Source organism: Actinophytocola sp. NPDC049390, from assembly GCF_044466355.1.
Taxonomy (GTDB): domain Bacteria; phylum Actinomycetota; class Actinomycetes; order Mycobacteriales; family Pseudonocardiaceae; genus Actinophytocola.
In genome coordinates this window covers 111150-132662 of record NZ_JBITMQ010000007.1, presented here as the reverse complement: position 1 = coordinate 132662, position 21513 = coordinate 111150, and the positions used below count along the sequence as shown (strand labels likewise).

General features: G+C 71.0%; 21 protein-coding genes. 13 read left to right on the top strand and 8 right to left on the bottom strand.

Features of this window, described 5'->3' with window-relative positions; translation table 11 throughout:
- Window positions 1–16: 16 nt before the first annotated feature.
- From ACIBVP_RS21040 to ACIBVP_RS21030, 3 genes are all read right to left on the bottom strand, one after another.
- Window positions 17–1270, bottom strand: coding sequence for an MFS transporter (locus tag ACIBVP_RS21040; protein WP_396107873.1), 1254 nt, complete (start codon window positions 1268–1270; stop codon window positions 17–19).
- 111 nt (window positions 1271–1381) lie between these two features.
- Window positions 1382–2056 carry a pyridoxamine 5'-phosphate oxidase gene (gene pdxH / locus ACIBVP_RS21035; protein WP_396107871.1) on the bottom strand — a complete coding sequence of 225 codons (675 nt, stop codon included), beginning with the start codon at window positions 2054–2056 and terminating at the stop codon, window positions 1382–1384.
- 129 nt (window positions 2057–2185) lie between these two features.
- Window positions 2186–2827 carry a TetR/AcrR family transcriptional regulator gene (locus ACIBVP_RS21030; RefSeq protein WP_396107870.1) on the bottom strand — a complete coding sequence of 214 codons (642 nt, stop codon included), beginning with the start codon at window positions 2825–2827 and terminating at the stop codon, window positions 2186–2188.
- Between the two features lie 341 nt (window positions 2828–3168).
- On the opposite strand from ACIBVP_RS21030, the gene ACIBVP_RS21025 reads away from it, so the two are divergent.
- The 8 genes from ACIBVP_RS21025 (at window position 3169) to ACIBVP_RS20990 (ending at window position 11606) form a co-directional block, all read left to right on the top strand.
- Entirely contained in the window at window positions 3169–3372 is a 204-nt protein-coding gene (locus ACIBVP_RS21025) for a hypothetical protein (RefSeq protein WP_396107869.1), read from the top strand.
- Between the two features lie 298 nt (window positions 3373–3670).
- Complete coding sequence (locus ACIBVP_RS21020) at window positions 3671–4825, top strand: citrate synthase 2 (protein ID WP_396107868.1); 1155 nt, start codon at window positions 3671–3673, stop codon at window positions 4823–4825.
- A 388-nt stretch (window positions 4826–5213) separates the two neighbouring features.
- Window positions 5214–6047: an ABC transporter ATP-binding protein gene (locus tag ACIBVP_RS21015; protein ID WP_396107867.1), complete on the top strand. Its 834-nt coding sequence runs from the start codon at window positions 5214–5216 to the stop codon at window positions 6045–6047.
- Entirely contained in the window at window positions 6044–6853 is an 810-nt protein-coding gene (locus ACIBVP_RS21010) for an ABC transporter permease (protein WP_396107866.1), read from the top strand. The genes ACIBVP_RS21015 and ACIBVP_RS21010 overlap by 4 nt, the downstream gene beginning before the upstream one ends.
- The gene (locus tag ACIBVP_RS21005; RefSeq protein ID WP_396107865.1) at window positions 6811–8010 is read left to right on the top strand and encodes a sensor histidine kinase; all 1200 of its coding nucleotides are present in this window, start codon (window positions 6811–6813) and stop codon (window positions 8008–8010) included. Before ACIBVP_RS21010 ends, ACIBVP_RS21005 begins: the two co-directional genes overlap by 43 nt.
- Window positions 8007–8627: a response regulator gene (locus tag ACIBVP_RS21000; protein WP_396107864.1), complete on the top strand. Its 621-nt coding sequence runs from the start codon at window positions 8007–8009 to the stop codon at window positions 8625–8627. Before ACIBVP_RS21005 ends, ACIBVP_RS21000 begins: the two co-directional genes overlap by 4 nt.
- An 81-nt stretch (window positions 8628–8708) precedes the next feature.
- Complete coding sequence (locus ACIBVP_RS20995) at window positions 8709–10067, top strand: serine hydrolase domain-containing protein (RefSeq protein ID WP_396107863.1); 1359 nt, start codon at window positions 8709–8711, stop codon at window positions 10065–10067.
- A gap of 360 nt (window positions 10068–10427) precedes the next feature.
- Window positions 10428–11606, top strand: coding sequence for a Cys-Gln thioester bond-forming surface protein (locus tag ACIBVP_RS20990; RefSeq protein WP_396107862.1), 1179 nt, complete (start codon window positions 10428–10430; stop codon window positions 11604–11606).
- Between the two features lie 54 nt (window positions 11607–11660).
- On the opposite strand, the gene ACIBVP_RS20985 is transcribed toward ACIBVP_RS20990, so the two are convergent.
- The 4 genes from ACIBVP_RS20985 to ACIBVP_RS20970 all read right to left on the bottom strand — a co-directional run bounded on the left by ACIBVP_RS20985 (window position 11661) and on the right by ACIBVP_RS20970 (window position 15143).
- Window positions 11661–12776 (bottom strand): ABC transporter permease, encoded by a 1116-nt coding sequence (locus tag ACIBVP_RS20985; RefSeq protein WP_396108159.1) that lies wholly within the window; start codon window positions 12774–12776, stop codon window positions 11661–11663.
- Between the two features lie 65 nt (window positions 12777–12841).
- Window positions 12842–13516: an ABC transporter ATP-binding protein gene (locus ACIBVP_RS20980; RefSeq protein ID WP_396107861.1), complete on the bottom strand. Its 675-nt coding sequence runs from the start codon at window positions 13514–13516 to the stop codon at window positions 12842–12844.
- Window positions 13513–14577, bottom strand: coding sequence for a peptidoglycan-binding protein (locus ACIBVP_RS20975; protein ID WP_396107860.1), 1065 nt, complete (start codon window positions 14575–14577; stop codon window positions 13513–13515). The genes ACIBVP_RS20980 and ACIBVP_RS20975 overlap by 4 nt, the downstream gene beginning before the upstream one ends.
- Entirely contained in the window at window positions 14574–15143 is a 570-nt protein-coding gene (locus tag ACIBVP_RS20970) for a hypothetical protein (RefSeq protein ID WP_396107859.1), read from the bottom strand. Before ACIBVP_RS20970 ends, ACIBVP_RS20975 begins: the two co-directional genes overlap by 4 nt.
- A 110-nt stretch (window positions 15144–15253) precedes the next feature.
- On the opposite strand from ACIBVP_RS20970, the gene ACIBVP_RS20965 reads away from it, so the two are divergent.
- The 5 genes from ACIBVP_RS20965 (at window position 15254) to sepH (ending at window position 21042) form a co-directional block, all read left to right on the top strand.
- Window positions 15254–15922, top strand: coding sequence for a response regulator transcription factor (locus ACIBVP_RS20965; RefSeq protein WP_396107858.1), 669 nt, complete (start codon window positions 15254–15256; stop codon window positions 15920–15922).
- A complete protein-coding gene (locus ACIBVP_RS20960; RefSeq protein WP_396107857.1) occupies window positions 15919–17085 on the top strand; it encodes a sensor histidine kinase in 1167 nt (388 codons plus the stop codon). The genes ACIBVP_RS20965 and ACIBVP_RS20960 overlap by 4 nt, the downstream gene beginning before the upstream one ends.
- 54 nt (window positions 17086–17139) lie before the next feature.
- On the top strand, window positions 17140–18264 hold the full coding sequence (gene serC / locus ACIBVP_RS20955; protein WP_396107856.1) for a phosphoserine transaminase: 1125 nt from the start codon (window positions 17140–17142) through the stop codon (window positions 18262–18264).
- The gene (locus ACIBVP_RS20950) at window positions 18265–19101 is read left to right on the top strand and encodes a phosphoribosylaminoimidazolesuccinocarboxamide synthase (protein WP_396107854.1); all 837 of its coding nucleotides are present in this window, start codon (window positions 18265–18267) and stop codon (window positions 19099–19101) included. It begins immediately after the preceding gene.
- Window positions 19102–19230: 129 nt separating this feature from the next.
- Window positions 19231–21042: a septation protein SepH gene (gene sepH, locus ACIBVP_RS20945; RefSeq protein WP_396108158.1), complete on the top strand. Its 1812-nt coding sequence runs from the start codon at window positions 19231–19233 to the stop codon at window positions 21040–21042.
- A gap of 177 nt (window positions 21043–21219) precedes the next feature.
- Here sepH and ACIBVP_RS20940 read toward each other — a convergent pair whose 3' ends face one another.
- On the bottom strand, window positions 21220–21465 hold the full coding sequence (locus tag ACIBVP_RS20940; protein ID WP_396107853.1) for a hypothetical protein: 246 nt from the start codon (window positions 21463–21465) through the stop codon (window positions 21220–21222).
- Between the last annotated feature and the right edge of the window lie 48 nt (window positions 21466–21513).

The following is a 21513-nucleotide window of genomic DNA, read 5'->3' as shown; positions in this document are numbered from 1 at the left end:
GTTACTTCTTCACCAACTATCCGGTTGTGGCGCGGTAACGCCAGAACGCCGGGAGGCACGCCACGGCGATCACCGTCAGCACGATCACGAGCACGCCGCCGCCCGACGCCGCCACCGCCGTGCCGACCCCCGCGGCCGCCCAGCCGTGCGCGACGTCGGCGATCCTCGGCCCGCCCGCGACGACGACCGTGAACACGCCCTGCATGCGGCCGCGCATCTCGTCGGTCGCGGCGGTCTGCAGGATGGCGCTGCGGTAGACCATGCTGACCATGTCGGCCGCGCCCGCGACGACCATGCACGTCACCGCGACCCACAGCTGCCCGGCCAGGCCGAACCCGATGATCGCGAGCCCCCACACGATGACCGCGACGGTCACGCCGACGCCGTGGCGGGCGATGTTGGACAGCCATCCGGAGAACAGCCCGAAGATCACCGCGCCGACCGGGATGGCCGCGTAGAGCAGGCCGAGCGCGAGCCCGCCGCCGTGCGGGTCGCCGAAGGTGCGCTCGGCCATCTCGGGGAAGAGCGCACGCGGCATGCCGGCGACCATGGCGATGATGTCCAGCAGGAAACTTGCCAACAGGACGTTTTTCGCGGCGACATACCGGAATCCGTCGACGATGTCACGGATACCCGCCCGCCGCTTGACCCCGTCGAGTGGCGCCATCTTCGGCAGGCCGGAGACGATCAGGGTGGCGGCGACGAGCACGATCGCGTCGACGAGGTAGAGCACCGGCAGTCCGGCCAACGGCATCAGCGCGCCGGCGAGCAGCGGCCCGAACACCATGCCGAACGAGCCGACGGTGGCGGTGAGCGCGGTCGCGGGCGCGATCAGGTCGGCCGACACGAGCCGGGCGACGGCCGCGGTGCGGGTGGGCATGTTGATCGCGACGAACGCCTGCTGGACCGCGAGGAGGGTCAGCACCAACCACACGTTGGCGCCGACGACCGCCTGCACCCAGAACGCGACCGAGGTGGCCGCCACGCCGACGTTGGTCACGAGGATGACCGTGCGCCGGTCGAACGCGTCGGCGAGCGCGCCGCCCCACAGACCGAAGATCAGCAGCGGCACCAGCCCGAACGCACCGGCGAGCCCCACGAACCCCGACGAACCGGTCAGGTCGTAGATCTGCTTGGGCACCGCGACGACGGTGAACTGCGACCCGACGGCGACGATCGCCGTGGAGACCCAGAGCCGCCGGAACGCGGGTATGCGCAACGGCCTCGTGTCGATGGCGACCCTGGACCGTTTGGTTGTAGCTACCCCCACACGTCAAAGCTTAGGCGCGCTAACGACCTCGTCGCGCGTGAGTTTCCCGACGCCCGAACACGACGAAAGGCGCGTTCGGGACCAGCCGAACGCGCCTTTCGTACGCGGTGCCTACGGGCCGACGCGCTCGAGGGTCCAGCCGTCGCGGGTCAGCTTGAAACGGAGGCGGTCGTGCATGCGGTCGCGGCGGCCCTGCCAGAACTCCACGACCTCGGGGCGGATGCGCCAGCCACCCCAGTGCGGCGGTACCGGCACCTCCTCGGCGTCGGCGAAGCGGCGCTCCACGTTGGCCAGCGCGTTCTCCAGCGTGCCGCGGTCACGGACCACGATGGACTGCGGCGACGCCCACGCACCGAGCTGCGAGCCACGCGGCCGGGACGCCCAGTAGGTCTTGGTCTCCGCCTGGCTGACCTTCTCGACCGTGCCGCGGACGGTGGCCTGGCGGTGCAGCGAGTACCAGGGGAACGTCGCCGAGGCGAACCGCGTCGCCATCAGGTCGTGGCTCTTGGCGGACGTGTAGTTGGTGAAGAACACGACCCCGCGCGCGTCGAGGCCCTTCATGAGCACGGTCCGTGACGACGGGATGCCTTCGGCGTTCGCCGTCGCCAGCACCATGGCGTTGGGCTCGGGGGCGCCCGCCCTGATGGCGTCGTCCAGCCACGCCTGAAGCTGCTGGTGCCAGTTTTCGGCCAGCTCACCCTCGCTCAGGGTGCCCTCTTCGTAGGACACGCGCATCGTCGGCAGGGCGACGGCGATGTCGGGCGTGGCAATGTCGGCGTCCGCCATCCTTGAACTCCTCGACGCGTAGGGGTCACCTCACGTTTCGACGGTACGGGTTCCCGACCGGCGGCGAAACCACACGCCGGGTGACGGGGCGCACTTGAATCGATCTGGAAACACAGTGCTCGCCGAAGGCTACGCCGGACGGGTGATGGCGGCGATGAAGATCTCCCTGATCTCGTTGGCCACGGCGTCCGCGGGCAGGGGTGGCTCGTGTGCCTGCCACTCGCGGACGAGACCGGTGACGGCACCGACCAACGCGATCGCGGTCAGCCGGTAGTCCCGCACGGGCGCGAGTCCGGCGGTCGCGGCGCGATCACACTCCGCTGCGATGAAGTCGACGTAGCGCGTGAACCAGTCCTGGTGCTGACGCTCCATCGCTTGACTGATTCCCGGCGCTTCGACGTAGTTCAGTCGAGGATAACGGGGATCGGATGTGACAGCCGAGACGAATACGTCAACCAATGTCGTGATTCGAGTCAGTGCGTCAGTGTCGGCGAGCGATTCCAGTACGGGAAGCATCCGCTTCATCGCGACCGTGTTGATGTGCGCGTGAAGTTCCAGGAGCAGTGCTTCCTTGCTCGCGAACTTCTCGTAGAAATTCCTGGTGGAAACGCCGGCCTTCGCACACAGATCGGCGATCTTCGTCTTGTGATAACCGCGGGTGGTGAACTCGTCGAGTGCCGCTTCGAGGAGCCGTTCCCGGCGTTCCGCACGTCGCTGCTCGGTATCCACACCGCGGTACATCCGGCCGTGCGCTCCCGCGCCCTGAGCCATCGAACCTCTCCTCGGCCCTTGTTCCAAACAGGTCCAGATTCTGAAATCGGTAATTACCAGTATGATCGTTTCTCTCGGAGCGACTCGTCCGAGACGCCCCGTTTTACACCCACCGCGTTCACCGGCCGCGAGGGGTGCCGGTGACGCGATGAAACATCGTTGGGGCAATTGCGTCCCGGCCGATTCCGTCACGCCTGCGCGCCACACCCGTGAGCAGCGACGATGCCCGGGCCGCAGGCGCCGTGGGACCGGTCCCGGCGGCACGAGATCCGGCGGCTCGTCGATCTGGCCCGGCGCGAGTCCGGCGTGACCTGACCGGCAGCACGTACACGATCGAGGCGGTGAGCGGCAGGCGCGTGGCCGTCGCGGTGCCGGCCGAGGAGGTCAGCTCGTGGGTGCGGCGGACGATCCCGACGCGCCTCGCGCGCGTCGAGCGGACCGGCGCCCGGCTGGACGCGGCGGTGGACGGCGGCGGCCCTGTCGTTCGTGGCGTGCGCGCGCGACGGCGACTGGCGGCGGGTTCCCGGACGTGCACGTGGTGGTGAGCGTGCTGCCGGAGTGGCGGCCGCGGCGGGTCCGCGAGCGCATGCCCGGCGGCTACCCGGCGTGGGGCCGACGAGGTCTTCGCCCGTGACGGGCGACCCCTTCTGGAAACGCGAACGTCACGCTCTGGAGACGCCGTCGTTCTGAATCGTTCTCCTTAATCGTGACCGAAACCACCGGCCGGGACAATTGCCACGGCGGTGGAAATAGGAGGAACCTTGGATGACCGCGCGGTGTCAAGGCGTTGTGCGCAGGGCCGCGCGAGGCAGGTCGGGGACTGGCGGAGAGGCTGGATAAACGATGCACAGCGCGGTGCGGCAGGTCGAGGACACCCCCGGGAAGGCCGAGCCAGACGACGGCTTTCGCCCGGGTCTGGAGGGCGTCGTCGCCTTCCGCACGGAGATCGCCGAACCCGACCGGGACGGCGGCGCGTTGCGGTACCGGGGCGTGAACATCGAGGACCTGGCAGGCAAGGTCACCTTCGGCGACGTGTGGTCCCTGCTGGTCGACGGCCGTTTCGGCCAGGGCCTCCCGCCCGCGGAGCCGTTCCCGATCCCGGTGCACACCGGTGACGTGCGGGTGGACGTGCAGGCCGCGCTCGCGATGCTCGCCCCGATCTGGGACTACAAGCCGCTGCTGGACATCAGCGACGCCGAGGCGCGCGAGCAGCTGGCGCGCGCGTCGGTCATGGCGCTGTCGTACGTGGCCCAGTCGGCCCGCGGCATCGGCCGCCCGGCCGTCCCCCAGAAGCGCATCGACGAGTGCGCCACGATCACCGAGCGCTTCATGACCCGCTGGCGCGGCGAACCGGACCCGGCACACGTACGCGCGGTTGACGCGTACTGGGTGTCCGCCGCCGAGCACGGCCTCAACGCGTCGACCTTCACCGCCCGCGTGATCGCGTCCACGGGCGCCGACGTCGCGGCCGCCATGTCCGGCGCGATCGGCGCCATGTCCGGCCCGCTGCACGGCGGCGCCCCGGCCCGCGTGCTGCCGATGATCGAGGAGGTCGAGACCGTCGGCGACGCCCGCAAGGTGGTCTCGAACATCCTCGACCGCGGCGACCGGCTCATGGGCTTCGGCCACCGCGTGTACCGGGCGGAGGACCCGCGCGCCCGGGTGCTCCGGCGCACGTGCCAGGAACTCGGCGCCGCCCGCTACGAGGTGGCGGCGGAGCTGGAGAAGGCCGCGCTGGCCGAACTGCGCGAACGCCGCCCCGACCGCGCGATCGAGACGAACGTCGAGTTCTGGGCGGCCGTGATCCTGGACTTCGCGCAGGTCCCGCCGCACATGATGCCCGCGATGTTCACGTGCGCGCGCACGGCAGGCTGGTGCGCCCACATCCTGGAGCAGAAGCAGACGGGCCGTCTGGTCCGCCCGTCGGCGAAGTACATCGGCCCGGGCCCGCGCCGCCCCGACGAGGTCGAGGGCTGGGACACGGTCAACCACTACTGACCGGAAGCGATCTCGAAGGCGCGCTGACCTCCGAGCCTGGGCGCTGTTCCATGCATGCGGGGCGCCCGCCTGCCGTCCCGTCGACGGGACGGCGGGCCAAATCCCCAGCAGCCGGAACGGTGCCACCCTCGCCGACCTGCGAAAACCGCGAAAGCCCGGCCCCCAGTACGTAACCTCAACCCCCACCCGATCCCGGGGGCCACCCGCCATGCCAGTCTACCGGTGCCCACCGACAAACCCAGGGCGCGAACGGTCAGCTGTGGACAACTGACGCACCTGTGGACAACTCGGCGGACGCGATCGAGGGCGACGTCCACCGATCGGTTGACAACCGGAATCAGTCGCGCGGACGTCCCGGCGGCCCCGGTCGCGGGGACACGATTTCCCCATGACGGCCATCAAGGTTCGGGGGTTGCGCAAGTCCTACCGCGGCGTCACCGCGGTGGACGGCGTCGACCTCGACATTCGGCGGGGCGAGGTGTTCGCCCTGCTCGGCCCCAACGGGGCAGGCAAGACCACGACGGTGGAGATCCTGGAGGGCCACCGCAAACGCGACGCGGGCGACGTCGCGGTGCTCGGCGCCGACCCGGACACGGCCGGGCGGGCCTGGCGCGCACGGCTGGGCATCGTCCTGCAGACGGCAAATGACGCCGCCGAGCTGACCGTCCGCGAGAGCGTCCGGCACTTCGCCGGTTACTACCCCGCCCCCGCCGACGTCGACGACGTCATCGAGCAGGTCGGGCTCGCCGCCAAGGCCGGCGCACGTGTCAAAGCGCTCTCCGGCGGGCAACGGCGCAGGCTGGACGTGGCGCTCGGTGTGATCGGCCGGCCGGAGCTGGTGTTCCTCGACGAGCCGACGACCGGGTTCGACCCGGAGGCGCGGCGACAGTTCTGGGAGCTGATCAGGAACCTGGCCGACAACGGCACCACGATCCTGCTCACCACCCACTACCTCGACGAGGCCGAGGCGCTCGCGCACCGCGTCGCCGTCATCGCCGGTGGGCGGATCGTCGCCGAGGGCACCCCCGCCACGCTCGCCGGCCGGTCGACCGCCAAGGCGACGGTGAGCTGGCTCGGACCTGACGGGCGTCAGGTAAGGCTGACCGACACGCCGACCGCGCTGGTCCGCGAGCTCTCCGCGGGCCGTGAGCTGCCGGAGCTGACCGTGACCCGCCCCAGCCTGGAGGACACGTACCTGAGCCTGATCGGAGAACCGCGATGACCACCGTCGCCCTGCCGTCCGCTGCCGGGCTCGGCCTCGCGAGGGGCGGGGTCGAGCTCAGGCAGTTCTTCCGGGCGAAGGAGCAGGTGATCTTCACCTTCACCTTCCCGGCGTTCATCCTCGTCCTGCTCGGCTCGATCTTCGACGAGGCGTACCCGGGCGGCGTCAGCGTCGGCCAGGTCTTCTCCGCCAGCATGATCGGCGCGGGCATCGTGGCCACGTCGTTCCTCAACCTCGGCATCGGAGTGGCGCTGGACCGCGACGACGGCACGCTCAAGCGCCTGCGCGGCACACCGATGCCCGCCGCCGCGTACTTCGTCGGCAAGGTCGTGCTGGTCGCGGTCGCGAGCATCGCCGAGGTGGTGCTGCTGCTGGCCGTCGGCATGCTGCTGTTCGACCTCTCGCTGCCGACGGAACCGCGGCGCTGGTTCACGTTCGCGTGGGTGTTCGTGCTCGGCATCGTGAGCTGTTCGTTGCTGGGCATCGCGACCAGCTCGGTCGCGAAGTCGGCGCAGAGCGCCGCGGCGGTCACCAACCTGCCCTACGTCGGCCTGCAGTTCATGTCCGGTGTGTACATCCCGGTCAGCGAGCTGCCGGACTGGATGATCACCGTCGGCGCGCTCTTTCCCATCAAGTGGGCGGCCCAGGGCTTTCGCTCGGTCTTCCTACCCGACAGCATGATGGTTCAGGAGGCTGCTGGCTCATGGGAACTCGGGAAGACGGCGCTGGTGCTGGGCGGCTGGTGCGTGATCGGGCTGGTGCTGTGCCTGCTGACGTTCCGGTGGACCAACCGGCGCGCGGGCTAGACGCGTGGGACGGCTTGTTCTGGCTGTGGGACGTGTTCTTCGCGATCGGCTCCATCGCGCTGGTCGTGGCGCTGGTCCAGCAGCCGGGAGCGACGGCCGCCGACAAGGTCGCCACAGTCGGCGCGCTGGCCGCCATGGCCGTCTGGTACCTGTGCTACGGCAGGCCGAACATCGTCGCGGCGGTCCAGTCCCCCGTGCGCGGGCGGATCTTCATGGGCGTCAACCTGGCGCTGCTCGTGCTGGGCGTCGCGTTCGAGCCCACGATGTCGTTCGCGTTGTTCGCGGTGTGCCCGATGGCGTTCATGTCGATGTGCCTCGCCGAGGCCATCGCCTTCGTCGTCGGCGCCAACCTGGTGCCGGTCGTGTCGGCGCTGGCGGAAGCTGGCGTCGACGCGGCCGTCCGCCAGCTGGTGCCCGGCACCCTGTTCCTGATCCTGTTCTCGGTGCTGATGGGTACGTGGATCGTGCGGGTCGTGACGCAGAGCCAGGAACGGGCGGAGCTGATCCAGGAACTGGAGGACAGCCGTGAGGAGATCGGGCGGCTCTCCCGCGAGGCCGGGGTCGCGGCGGAACGGGCCCGCCTCGCCGCCGAGATCCACGACACGCTCGCACAGGGGTTCACGAGCCTGGTGACGCTGGTGCAGGCCGCGGAGTCCGAACTGGACAGTGACACGGAGAAGGCGCGCAAGCACCTCACGCTCGCCGCCCGCACCGCGCGGGAGAACCTGACGGAGGCCAGGTCGCTCGTCGCGGGCCTGATGCCGACCGCACTCGGCACCGGTTCGGTCGACCAGGCGATCCGGCGGCAGTGCGAACGGTTCACCGAGGAGACCGGGACTCCCGTTACCTACCAGGCGTCAGGTTCCAGCGTCGAACTGCCGACCACGCTCGAGGTGGTGCTGCTGCGCATGGTGCAGGAGTCGCTCACCAACATCCGCAAGCACGCGAAGGCGCGGAACGTGACGGTTTCGTTGCGGGTCAACGACGAGAGCGCGAACCTGACCGTCGCCGACGACGGCGCCGGGTTCGACCCGGACGTGCCATCGGACGGTTTCGGCCTGCGCGGCATGCGAACCCGCGCCGCACAGGTCGAGGGCACACTGTCAGTCCACAGTGGACCTGACGGTACGAAGGTGGAACTGGAGGTGCCCCGGTGATCCGGGTGATGCTGGTGGACGACCACCCGGTGGTACGGGAGGGACTGCGCGGCATGCTGGAGGCCGAGCCGGACCTCACAGTTGTCAGCGAAGCGGGTTCCGGCGAGGAGGCCGTCGCGGTCGCGCGGACCGCCGAGGCGGATGTGATCCTTATGGACCTGCGGATGCGCGACCTCGATGGCGTCGGGGCGACGGAACGGATCCTTACCGAACACCCGTCAACCAAGGTCGTCGTGCTGACCACCTACGAGACCGACGCGGACATCCTGCGCGCGGTGGAGGCAGGCGCGGCCGGATACCTGTTGAAGGACGCGACCCGTACGGACCTCGCGAACGCGATCCGTGCGGCGGCACGGGGAGAGACCGTGCTGGCACCGTCGGTAGCGGGCCGGCTGGTCGACCGCGTGCGCAGGCCGGTGCGGCAAACGTTGTCGGCACGGGAAGTCGAGGTGCTCCGGTTCGTCGCGAAAGGCCTGACGAACGCCGACATAGGCCGGACGCTGCACATCTCCGAGGCGACGGTGAAAACCCACCTGCTGCGCGCGTTCGCCAAGCTCGACGTGTCCGACCGGACCGCCGCCGTGACGACGGCCATGTCACTCGGCCTGCTCCCATGACCAGCGGCCGGGCGGCAGCGGCAAATGGTAACGACCTCACGGAGGCGCGAACCTGACGCTCGTTCGGTAAGAATGCGAGCCATGCTGCAGACCACCGAGTTCGCACTGCTCCGACGTGTCGCCGCCGAACAGGCGGAGAACCGGGCACCGTCGCTCGTCACCGCGGTCGTGCGGGGCGGCGAAGTGCTGTGGAGCGGCGCGCGGGGCGAGGTCGACGGGGCCACGCCGACCACCGACACCCAGTACCGCATCGGCTCCATCACGAAGACGTTCATCGCGGTGCTGGTGATGCGGTTGCGGGACGAGGGCAGGCTGGACCTGAACGACGCGCTCGACAAGCACGTAGCCGGGACGCCGTTCGGGCACCTGACGATCGCACAGCTGCTGTCGCACACGGGCGGCCTCATGTCCGAGTCGCCCGGCCCCTGGTGGGAGCGCAGCCTGGGCGGTGACTGGCCGACGTTGCTGGACCGGGTGGACGAGGACGTGCTCAAGCACCGCGCCGGGGAACGGTTCCACTACTCGAACATCGGCTACGGCACGTTGGGACAGCTGGTCGCGGAACTGCGCGGCATGTCCTGGGTGGACGCACTCAACACGGAGATCCTCGCCCCGCTGGAGATGAGCCGCACCACCCCCATGCCCGAGGCGCCGCACGCGCTGGGCTGGGCGGTGCACCCGTACGCGGACGTGCTGCTGCCGGAACCGACCCCGGACGCCGGTGCGATGGCCCCAGCAGGCCAACTGTGGTCGACGGCGACGGACCTGTCCCGCTGGCTGCGGTTCATCGTGGGTGACTCGGGCACCGTGCTGCACCCGGACACAGTGGAGGAAATGCGCGCCCCCGCCGCGGTGGAGGACGGTGCCGCGTGGACGACGGGCTACGGCCTGGGCTTCCAGACGTGGCGCGACAACGGCCGCAGGCTGGCGGGCCACGGCGGTTCGATGCCGGGCTTCCTGGCGAGCGTGGTGGTGGACCCGGCGACGACGACCGGCGCGCTGGCACTGACGAACGCGACGTCCGGCGTGGGCGTGTCGGCGCTGACCACGGACATGCTGAAGCTCGTGGACGACTACGAGCCCGCGCTGCCCGCGGAGTGGCGCCCGCTCCCGGAGGTGTCGCAGGACCTGCTGGCGCTGACGGGCCAGTGGTACTGGGGCCCGATGGCGTTCGTGCTGCGGCTGATGGCGGGCGGATGGGTGGATCTGCGACCGGCGTCGGGCAGCGGCCGCGGCTCCCGCTTCCGCCCGACCGGGCAGGGGACGTGGATCGGCCTGGACGGTTACTACGCGGGCGAAACGCTGCGCCTGCACCACCACGAGGACGGCACGGTGAGCCACCTCGACCTGGCGACGTTCATCTTCACCCGCACCCCGTACGACCCGAAGGCCCCGATTCCGGGTGGCGTCGACGCCCGAGGCTGGCACCCGGGCGACTGAAAGGCGGTGTTTCGCCGGACGGGCAGCACCCGGGTCAGCAATTCAATGTCCTGAAAGACGCTTTCGAGGCGAAACCGTCCCGAAAGCGTCTTTCAGGACGTCCGCACGCCTCACGCCAGCCTCTGACCTGCGAAAACGCCCCACTCAGTACGTACTCGAACCCCCACCCGATCCCGGGGGCCACCCGCCATGCCAGTCTACCGGAGGGGGCCGACAAATCCGGGGCGCGGCGGGAAACTGTGGATAACCGGAACGGCTGTGGACAACTCGCCGTTTCCATTCGAACCCGGCCTCAAGATCGTTGATCGAGCTTGTAGAGTGCCGCTGATCGTCTGTCGGGGATGGACTCATAGGAGTGTCATGCCCAACAGAATCAGAGCCGCTCTCGTCGGGGCGGCGGCCCTTCTCGTCGCCGGCGCCGCGCCCGCCTCCGCCGATCCGGTCACCGGCAAGGTCGATCCGGACGCGCACGTCATCGGGTACCAGGTGAACGTCGGCGACGACTGGCTCGCCACGATCCCCACGAACCTGCTCGGCTTCACGCTCTCCGACGGCACCCAGCTCGGCATGTACTGCGTCGAGATCCACACGCCCATCGACGAGACGCACGACATGGTCGAGCGCCCGTGGGACGACTACCCGAACGACGAGTCCCCGTTCCACGAGAACCGCGCGAAGATCAACTGGGTCCTGCACCACGGGTACCCGGCCAAGAGCCTCGACGCGCTGACCGCCCAGTTCCCCGACGCGCACGACGGCATCGACGCGCTCGAGGCCATCGCCGCGACACAGGCCGCGGTCTGGCACTTCAGTGACGGCGTCGAACTCGACGAGGACGACCCGTTGTCGGGCGACGGTTCCGACGACGAGGACGCGGCCGACGCGCGAGCGCTCTACGACTACCTGACCGGCGACGACAACACGGGCATCGGCGAGCAGCCGACCCCGACCCTGTCCGTCAGCCCCGACACGCTGTCCGGCGGCGCGGGTGAGCGGATCGGTCCCTTCACGGTCACCACGTCCGGCACCGTCGAGGGCCTCGCCGCGGACCTGCCCGACGGCGTGAAGATCACCGACGCGGAGGGCACCGAGCTGACCGAGGACACGATCGCCGACGGCACGGAGCTGTACGTCGACGTGCCGGAGGGCGCCGCCGACGGCGCCGGTGACTTCGAGCTGACCGCCTCGGCGGCCGTCGACACCGGCAGGCTGTTCGTCGGCGAGAACTACGACGAGAAGGCGACGCAGTCGCTGATCGTGGCGAAGGCGGAGAAGACCACGCTCACCGCGGGCGCGAGCGTCGAGTGGACCGCCGCGCCGACCACTCCGCCGACGTCGACCACCACCACGACGACCACCACCACGACGGCCCCGCCGGCCACGACGACGACCGAGGACACCCCGGCCCCGCAGCCGAAGAACGACGACGACCTCGCCCAGACGGGTGCGTCGATCCTCGCGCCGGTCCTGATCGGCCTGGTCCTGGTGGGCGCGGGCCTCGGCGCGATGCTCGTCGTCCGCCGCCGCAGGAAGGCCTGACGTGGTGCGCTGGTGGCTGGGGCCCCGTATCCCCAGCCACCAGCGCCGGCATGGCTACGCCAAAGCCTCCGTCGGGGACAGCCGCGCCGCCCGCATCGCCGGGTACGCGCCCGCGAGCGCGCCGACCACGGCCGCCACCGCCACCCCGCCCAGCAACGCCACCGGCGGGAACACCGCGGGCCAGTCCCTGGTCAGGGCGTACCCGGCGGTCACGCCGACCCCGACGACCACCCCGACGATCCCGCCGAGCAGCGACAACAGCACCGACTCGGCGAGGAACTGCCCGCGCACCTGCCGCCGGGACGCGCCCAGCGCCCGCCGCAGCCCGATCTCGCGGCGCCGTTCCAGCACCGAGATCACCATCGTGTTGGCGACCCCGACGCCGCCGACCAGCAGCGCCACCCCGCCGAGCCCGAGAAACAGCGCGCTGAACGACGACTCGGTGTAGCGCTTGGCGGCCAGCGCGTCCGAGGGCCGCGACACCTGCACCTCACCCGGCGCGGCCGGGTTGATCGTCGCGCCCAGCACGTCGCGCACCTCCTCCACGTACGCCTCGTCGGCCCGCACGTAGATCGTCGTCGGGTGCCCGTCGAACCCGAGGTCACGCGCCACCGGCCACCCGATGAGCGCGGCCCGTTCGATCTCCGGCGCCAGCGGCACGGCCGAGAGCACCCCCGCCACGGTGAACCAGCGGCCACCAAGCCACACCGTGTCACCGGCGCCGACGCCGAGCCGGGTCGCGGCCACCGACCCCAGGACGACGGTCGGGAAGTTCTCCGTGACCGGTGACAGGAACCGGCCTTCGTGGAGGCTGCCCCGCAACACCCGCAAGAGGTCGGTCCGCGCCGCCAGTACCGCCACGCCGGACGTCTCCGCCTCGTCCACCTTGTCGGTGCGCCGGACCGTCGCGTCGACGGCCCCCGTCGCCGACACCGCGGTGACCGGGTCGATCCGCGCGACCATCGGCACCGCGGTCGGCGGCAGTGACGCGTCCTCGCCCATGAGCGTCTGGCCGGGAGCGGCGGTCAGCAGGTTCGTGCCGAGCGTCGCGAGCTGGTCGCGCAGCGCCTGCTGGCTGGACGCGGGGATCGACACGACCGCCACCATCGCCGCGATGCCGATCCCGATGCCGAGCGCGGACAGCACCGCACGCAGCGGCCTGGTCCGCATCCCGTGCGCGCCGAGCCTGCCGACGTCCGCGGGCCCGAGCCGTCGGGGCTTCGGAAGGAGCGTCGTCACAACGGCACCAGCCCCGTGTCCAGGCGGACCGTGCCGTCCAGCACCTCGATGCGCCGCGGCAAGGACGCCGCCACCTCGCGGTCATGGGTGACGATGACAACCGTCGATCCGGCGTCCCGTAGGTCCAGCAAGAGACGCAGGATCTCCGTTCCTGTCCGGCTGTCCAGGTTGCCCGTCGGCTCGTCCGCCAGCACCAGCGCGGGTTCGTTCACGACGGCCCGCGCGATCGCGACCCGCTGCCGTTCCCCGCCCGACAGCTCCGACGGCAGGTGCCACGCCCGGTGCGACAGCCCCACCTTGTCCAGGGCCGCCAACGCGAGCTCCCGGCGCTCCCGGCCGGGCACGCCCGCGTACGTCAGCCCGGTGGCCACGTTGTCCACGGCCGGCTGCCCGGGGGTGAGGAAGAACTGCTGGAACACGAACCCGATCCACTCCGACCGCAGCGCCGACAGGCGGCGGTCGGACAACCGGCTCACGTCGTGCCCGTTGATCTCCACCGAACCCGACGACGGCCGGTCCAACGTGCCCATCAGGTGCAGCAGCGTCGACTTCCCCGACCCGGACGGCCCGACGACCGCGACCAGCTCCCCCGCGCCGATCGACAGCGTCACCTCGCGCAGCGCCCGTACCCCGCCCGGGTACGTCCGCGTCACCTCCCGCAACGCGATCACGACGTCGTCACCACCTTCATGCCTTCGGTCAGGCCGTCGCCGGACACCTCGACCAGCCCGTCCGCGAACAACCCCGTGGTGACCGCGACCAACTTCCCCGACGGCGCCTCGACCGCGTACCCGCCCTCGGCGAGCGCGAGCAGCGCCCCGACCGGCACGGCCAGCACGCCCTTCCGTGAGCCGGTGGTGACGACGACCTCGACCGAGCCGGAGTCCGCCTTGCCCACGGCCTTCAGGTCGCCGATCGCGATGGTCGCCGTGAAGCCCGCTTCGGCGCCCGGCTCGTCCGACGCGGGCGCGGCCGCGAGCGCCGTGACCGTGCCGGGGACCTGCTTGCCGCCGACGGTGAGCGTGACCTTCGTGCCGACCGGCGCGAGGTCCTGCTGCGACGACTCGAGGTCGGCGGTGACGTACCGGAGCGTGCTCGTGTAGTCGAGGATCGGCCCGGTCGCCTCGCCGCCGAGGGTGGCGGTCAGCGTGGCCACGCGGATCTTGCCCGGCATCACCACGACGTCACCCAGCTCGATGGCCCCGGTCTCGTCGACGCCGAGCGAGTCCTGCCAGTCCTCGATCGCCTCGGCGGTGGCGGACGTGAAGTCCTCGTCCGGCGCGCCGAACCCGGAGAAGCCCAGGTCACGCAGGTTCTCCTCGACCAGTCGCACGTCCGGGCCGTCGGTCATGCCCGCCCTGACCGCCCGGTACAGCGGCAGCGTGCCCCGGAACAGCACGACCGGTCTCGCGTCGACCTCGTAGGCGACGTCACCGCGATCCAGCACAGCGCCGCGTTTCGGCAGTTCTGTGACCGTGCCAGGGCGGCGGCCGTTCAGGGTCTGTGCCGTGCCGTAGCCCAGCTCGCCGGTCAGGATCTCCCGCTCGACCAGGTCCGTCCTGGTGACGGTCGCGGTCGCGGGCGGGTCCGGTGGCTCGGTGGCGGCGGCGGGCCGGTTGCCCAGCCTGGTCACCGCGACCGCCGTGCCGACCCCCAGCACCGCCAGCACGGTCAGGCCCGTCACCACCCAGCGCACCCGCCGCCTGCGCCGCAACGTCTGCGGGCCGCTCACTTGCCGCCGCCGACGGCCCCGGAGCCCTCGTCCTTGGAGTCGAACGTGCCCTTGCCGTCGGAGCACTCCTCCATGGCCTTGCGGAACTTCTCGTCCTCCGGCCCGGCGCCCTCGATCTGGATGCCGGGGTTGTCCATGGTCGGGTCCTTCACGTCGATGCCGTGGTCACGCAGGCACTGCGCCTCCTCGCGCATCCGGTCCAGGTCCTCCGGCGACGGCTTCGGCGGCTCGCCGCCGTTGGGCATCAGGTGCCTGCACTCCTTGTCGGCCTTGTCGACCTTCGCCTTGTCGCCGCCGTTGATCGAGATGCCGATGCCGCCGTCCTGCGACACCTCCGGGTCCGGCATGTCGACGCCGTGCTCACGCATGCACTTCGCGTACGCCCGCATCTGGTCCACATCGTCGTCCGGGTCGTCGTCCGGGCCGTTCGCGTTCACGGAGGAGGACGGTGTGTTCCCCTCCGACAGCGACGCGACCCCGTCCGTGCCGTCGTCCCCTCCGCTCGCACACGCCGTGGCCAGCGTGCACAGACCGGCCAGCAGCGCGAGCCGCCATCGTGCGCCCATCTCGGGCCTCCCTTCGCTCGATGGCCGAAGTTCTACGGAGCGGCGGATTCGGCGGCGCTAAGCGAATTCGCTTATCCGGGCCTTATCCCCCGGCGGCGCACACTGTGCGCATGCGGGTGCTGGTCGTGGAGGACGAGCGGCTCCTCGCGGACTCCGTCGCCGAGGGTCTGCGCAGGCTGTCGATGGCCGTCGACGTCTGCTACGACGGCGACGCCGCGCTGGAGCGGGTCGGTGTGCACGCCTACGACGTGGTCGTGCTCGACCGGGACCTACCCGGCACGCACGGCGACGACGTGTGCCGTGCGCTGGTGCGGGCGGGCGGCGAGGCGAAGGTCCTGATGCTGACCGCGGCCACCGAGGTCATCGACCGGGTCGCGGGCCTGCAGCTCGGCGCCGACGACTACCTCGGCAAACCGTTCGCGTTCGCCGAGCTGGTCGCGCGGGTGCAGGCGCTGGGCCGGCGGGCCATGCCCGCGCTGCCGCCCGTGCTGGAGCGTGCCGGGGTGGTGCTCGACCGGCCACGGCACCAGGCGTCGCGGGACGGGCGGCACCTGCCGCTGTCGCGGAAGGAGTTCGCCGTGCTCGAGGTGCTCATGCGGGCCGAGGGCGCGGTGGTCAGCGCCGAGGACCTCCTCGAGAAGGCGTGGGACGAGCACGCCGACCCGTTCACCAACGCCGTCCGGGTCGCGGTCATGACGTTGCGCCGCAAGCTCGGCGACCCGCCGGTCATCGAGACCGTGCCCGGCGCGGGCTACCGGATGCCCGGGACGTCGTCGTGAAGCTGTCCGTGCGGACCCGCCTCGCACTGACCTTCGGCGGGCTGTTCCTGCTGGCGGGCGTGGTCCTGCTGCTCCTCAACTACGTGCTGGTCAGCCAGGCGCTGCCGCAACCGGCCTCCTACGCGCAGAGTGTGGTCTCCCCGCCCGGCGAGAAGGGCATGACCATCAGCTACCAGCAGGTGGAAGGGTCGGTCAGCGGCTACCGCGAGTCGGCGCTCGAGACCGTGCTGTGGATCTCCGGCATCGCGTTGCTGCTGGTGGGGGCGTTGGCCGCGCTGCTCGGCTGGCTGATGGCCGGCCGTGCCATGCGCCCGGTCGAACGGATCACCGCGACCGCCCGGCGGCTCGAGGCAGAGCGGCTGGACCGGCGGATCAACCTCGACGGCCCCCACGACGAGCTGAAGGAGCTGGCCGACACGTTCGACGGCATGCTCGACCGGCTCGCCGCGTCGTTCGACAGCCAGCGCCGGTTCGTCGCCAACGCCTCCCACGAACTGCGCACCCCACTCGCCGTGCAGCGCACGATCGTGGAGGTCGCGATGGCCGATCCGACCGCGAGCCCCGACCTCATGCGACTCGGCGCGCATCTGCTCCACACCAACGAGCGAACTGAACGCCTGATCGAAGGACTCCTGGTGCTCGCGCGCAGTGACCGCGGCCTGACCGGTCGGCAGCCCGTCCGGCTCGACCACGTCGTGGCGTCCGTGCTCGACGGCGTGCGCAGACTGACCGACGAGGCAGGCGTGCTCGTCGCGTCGCGGCTCGCGCCGAGGGTCGTCGACGGCGACCCGGTGCTGCTGGAACGCCTGGCCACGAACCTCGTGCACAACGGCGTCCACTACAACGAGCCGGGCGGTTCCCTGCTGGTGGAGGTCGGCGAATGGCCGGCGCTGGTGGTCACCAACACCGGTCCGCACGTGCCGCCGGAGACGGTCGCGGGCCTGTTCGAGCCGTTCCGCAGGCTCGACGCCGACCGCACGTCGCACCGAGCGGGCGCGGGGCTGGGCCTGTCGATCGTCCGCTCGGTCGCGCACGCCCACGACGGCGAGGTGACGGCGGTGCCGAATCCCTCCGGTGGTCTGCGCGTGAGTGTGAAGTTGCCGTTCCAGCAGGTGGGAGTAAGCGACCCCCCAGTCGCGCTCAGCACGCATGGAGGAGACTGAACGCGGCAACGGCGCCTGCAGACACCCCTCACCACGTGGAGAGAAGCCGTCCCGATGACGCAGACCTCGACCGACCTCGTGCTTCCCGCCGACCTCAAGCCCGCCGACGGCCGCTTCGGTTCCGGCCCCTCCAAGGTGCGCCCCGAGCAGCTCGCCCGCCTGGCCGCCGACGGTGCGGCCATCATGGGCACGTCCCACCGCCAGAAGCCGGTGAAGTCCCTGGTCGGCCGCGTCCGCTCCGGGCTGCGGGACCTGTTCTCGCTGCCGGACGGCTACGAGGTCGTGCTCGGCAACGGCGGCACCACGGCGTTCTGGGACGCGCTGGCGTTCGGCCTGGTCCGCGAGCAGGCTCAGGCGTTCACGTTCGGTGAGTTCTCCTCGAAGTTCGCCAAGGCCGTGACCACGCCGTTCCTGTCCGAGCCGGTGGTCGTGAAGGCCGAGCCGGGCACCGCGCCCTCCATCGAGTACAGCGCGGGCGCCGACGTGGTCGGCTGGGCCCACAACGAGACCTCGACGGGTGTCGCCGTGCCGGTGGCCCGCCCCGCGGGGTCGGACGGCGCGCTGGTCGCGATCGACGCGACCTCCGCCGCGGCCGGGCTGCCGGCCAAGGCCGAGGACTACGACGTCTACTACTTCGCCCCGCAGAAGGGCTTCGCGTCCGACGGTGGTCTGTGGCTCGCGCTGATGAGCCCGGCCGCGCTGGAGCGGATCGGCGAGATCGGCGGCAGCGGCCGCTGGGTGCCGGAGTTCCTGTCGCTGCCGACCGCGCTGGACAACTCGCTGAAGGACCAGACGTACAACACGCCCGCCATCGCGACCCTGTTCCTGATGGCCGAGCAGATCGACTGGATGCTGGCGAGCGGCGGTCTGGAGTGGACGACCGGCCGTTCCGCCGAGTCGGCGCGCCGGCTGTACGAGTGGGCGGAGAAGGCCGAGTTCGCGTCGCCGTACGTGGCCGACCCGGCGCACCGGTCCAACGTGGTCGGCACGATCGACTTCGCCGAGGGCACGGACGCGGCAGCCATCGCCAAGGTCCTGCGCGCCAACGGCGTCGTGGACGTGGAGCCGTACCGCAAGCTGGGCCGCAACCAGCTGCGCGTCGCCATGTACCCGGCGGTCGAGCCGGACGACGTCACCGCGCTGACCAAGTGCATCGACTGGCTGGTGGAGCGGGTCTAGGTGCAGCACGTTTACAGCGGCAAGGTCCGCGAGATCTACACGGACGGCGACGACCTGCTGCTGGTGGCCTCGGACCGGGTGTCGGTGTACGACGTCGTGCTGCCGACCCCGATCCCGGACAAGGGCGCGCTGCTCACGCAGCTGTCCGTGTGGTGGTTCGGCCAGCTCGCCGACATCGTGCCCAACCACCTGGTGTCGGCGACGGACGTGCCGGCCGAGTTCGCGGGCCGCGCCATCCGGTGCCGTCGCCTGGAGATGGTCCCGTTCGAGTGCATCGCCCGCGGCTACCTTGCGGGTTCCGGCCTGAAGGAGTATCAGGCCACGGGCGCGATCTCGGGTGTGGAGCTGCCGCGCGGCCTCGTCGAGGGCTCCCGCCTGCCCGAGCCGATCTTCACCCCGACCACCAAGGTCTCCGACGGCGGTCACGACGCCCCGGCCACGTTCGACGACGTGGCCGCGGCCGTCGGCCTGTCCACGGCGACCCGCCTGCGGGACCTGACGCTGGAGGTCTACGAGCGCGGGGCGGCGCGGGCGGCCGCGAACGGGATCATCGTCGCGGACACGAAGCTGGAGTTCGGCACGGCCGCCGACGGCGAGCTGACGCTGGCCGACGAGGTGCTGACCCCGGACTCGTCCCGTTTCTGGCCCGAGTCCGAATGGGAGCCCGGCCGTCCGCAACACGCCTACGACAAGCAGTTCGTGCGCGACTGGGCGGCGGGCACCGGCTGGGACAAGAACCCGCCGGCCCCGGAAATCCCCGCTGACGTGGTCGAGGCCACCCGCGCGCGGTACGTCGACGCCTACCAGAAGATCACCGGCTTGACCTGGCGTGCGTGAACCCGAACCGGCAAGATCGGTGGGAACAGGGGCACGTTACTCGGCGCGCCTAGCCCGTCAAGGCGACCCGCCGATCTAACGTGGGCAGCTGGCGAGGTGAAGTCTGTTCTGGCGCTCGAGGAGGCCGCGATGCGTGCGCTGCGGGTCGTCGGACTCGGAGAGGATGGCAAGATCGTCATCCTCGAGTCCGACCGCGGCGAACGCTTTCAGATCCCCGCGGACGAGCGTTTGCGTGCGGCGGCCAGAGGAGACATCACCCGACTCGGCCAGATCGCCATCGAGCTGGAGAGCCAGATGCGTCCTCGTGAGATCCAGTCCCGCATCCGTGCGGGAGAGTCAGTTGAGCAGGTCGCGGCAGCGGCCGGCGTGCCGCCCGAGCGGGTCGAGCGGTTCGCGTACCCGGTGCTGCTCGAGCGATCCCGCACTGCTGAGCTGGCCCAGCGGGCGCACCCCGTCCGCGAGGACGGACCGGACGTCCAGGAACTCGGTGAGGTCGTCGCGCAGGCGTTCGCCGCCCGTGGCCAGGACTACACCGCGGCCGTCTGGGACTCGTGGAAGGGCGAGGACGGCAAGTGGGTCGTCCAGCTCACGTGGACGGCGGGCCGCTCGAACAACCACGCCCACTGGTCGTTTCACCCCGGCGCCCACGGCGGCACGGCCACTCCCCTCGACGACCACGCCCTGGACCTCCTGGACCCGAACCCGAACCGCGGCCTGCGCACCGTCCGCCCGGTGACGGAACTGGCCGCGCAGGCACTGCAGGTGGCGGAGCCGAGGCGCCAGGCCGTCAACGGCGGCGAGCCTCCGCGCCGCGTCGAGGAGCCGGACTACGTCCAGGACTTCGAACTGACCGACGACGCCGCGGCCCCGGTCGGCCTGGTCGAGCAGCAGGAACTGCCGGTCGAGGACCCGTACGACCGCGGCTACCCGCGCGACTACCGACCCGAGCCGTACCGGGAGGAGCGCTACCGCCAGGAGCCCGAGCGGTACCGCCCGGCCGAACCCCCCACCGAGCGCTGGACCGAGGAGCCAACGCAGACCGACCGCCGCCCCGCACCTCGCCAGGCAGAGCGCCCCGCAGCGGCATCACACCAGCAGGAACGCCCAACCACCGCGCCCCGCCAGCCGGAGCACCTCGCAACCGCACCTCGCCAGGCAGAACGCCCCGCAGCGGCATCACACCAGCAGGAACGCCCAACCACCGCACCACACCAGGCAGAGCGCCCCGCCGCTGCGCCTCGCCAGGAAGAGCGCCCCGCGGTTCCGACTCACGAGGCAGAGCGCTCCGCCACTGCATCTCACCAGGAAGAGCGCCCCGCGGCGGCATCAAGCCAGGCCGAGCCAACCCACGAGCCCGAGACCGCCCACCGAACGGAACCCGTCCACGAGGCCGAGCCCACCAGCCAAACGGAATCGACCCAGGCAGAACCCACTCGCCAAGCGGACCCGACCCCCCAGGCAGAACCCAGTCTCGAAGCGGAACCCGCCAGCTCGCCCGAACCCGTCCACCAGGCAGAACCCGCCCGCCAGAGCGACCCCGCCCCGGCCACCGAGCCGTCGACCGAGCCCTCACCGGCCGCGGCGACAACAGCCCCGGCCACCCCTGCTTCCCCGCCGTCCCCACCGGTGAAGCAACCCGCCCAGCCGCGCTCAGCGCGCCCGACCATGCCAGCCATTCCCGAGGAGCAGGCCGCTCCCGCCGCGCGCACCTCTTCGCGCCCGGCGGAAACGCCGGCCCCGGCCGCACCAGCAGAAGAAGAGGAGCCCGCGCGCTCAACCATGCCCGCGACCGAAGAAACAGCAGAAGAAACCCCAGCCGCGAAGGCGGAACCAACCCCGCCCCCGGCCCCGGCAGCCCCACCACGAAAGAAGGGCCGCAAGGCCCGCCCAAGCGTCCCCAGCTGGGAAGACGTCCTACTGGGCACCCGCAGCAACCGCTGACCAAACCGCGAGTCGCGCTCAGGAACACCGCGAGTCGCGCGCCAGAACATGGCGAGTCGCGCTCTCACACATGCCGAGTTGTCGGTTTCGTGCAGAACCTCCTACACGAAACCGACAACTCGGTGTGTCCTGGCGCGCGACTCGCGGTGTTCTGGCGCGCGACTCGCGGGGTTGGGGTCAGACGCGGTTTGTGCGGGGGACCTCGTTCAGCAGGTGTAGGGGCCAGCCCTGGTGCTCGCACCAGTCCTCGGCCTCCTCGCGGGTGAGCCACGTCGTGCCGCGGGGACGTTCTGTGCGCAGGCGGGACCACCCGTCGGGCGCGAGCACGTGCAGCGCTCCCTCCCGCAGCGCCAGCAACCGCCCCTCCGGGAACGCCATCGTCGACTGGGTGCGCAGGAACCGCACCTCTTCCGGTCGCGTCATGTCCGAATGATCCCGCAGCCTTGACCTCCACCGCACTGGAGGTCGCAC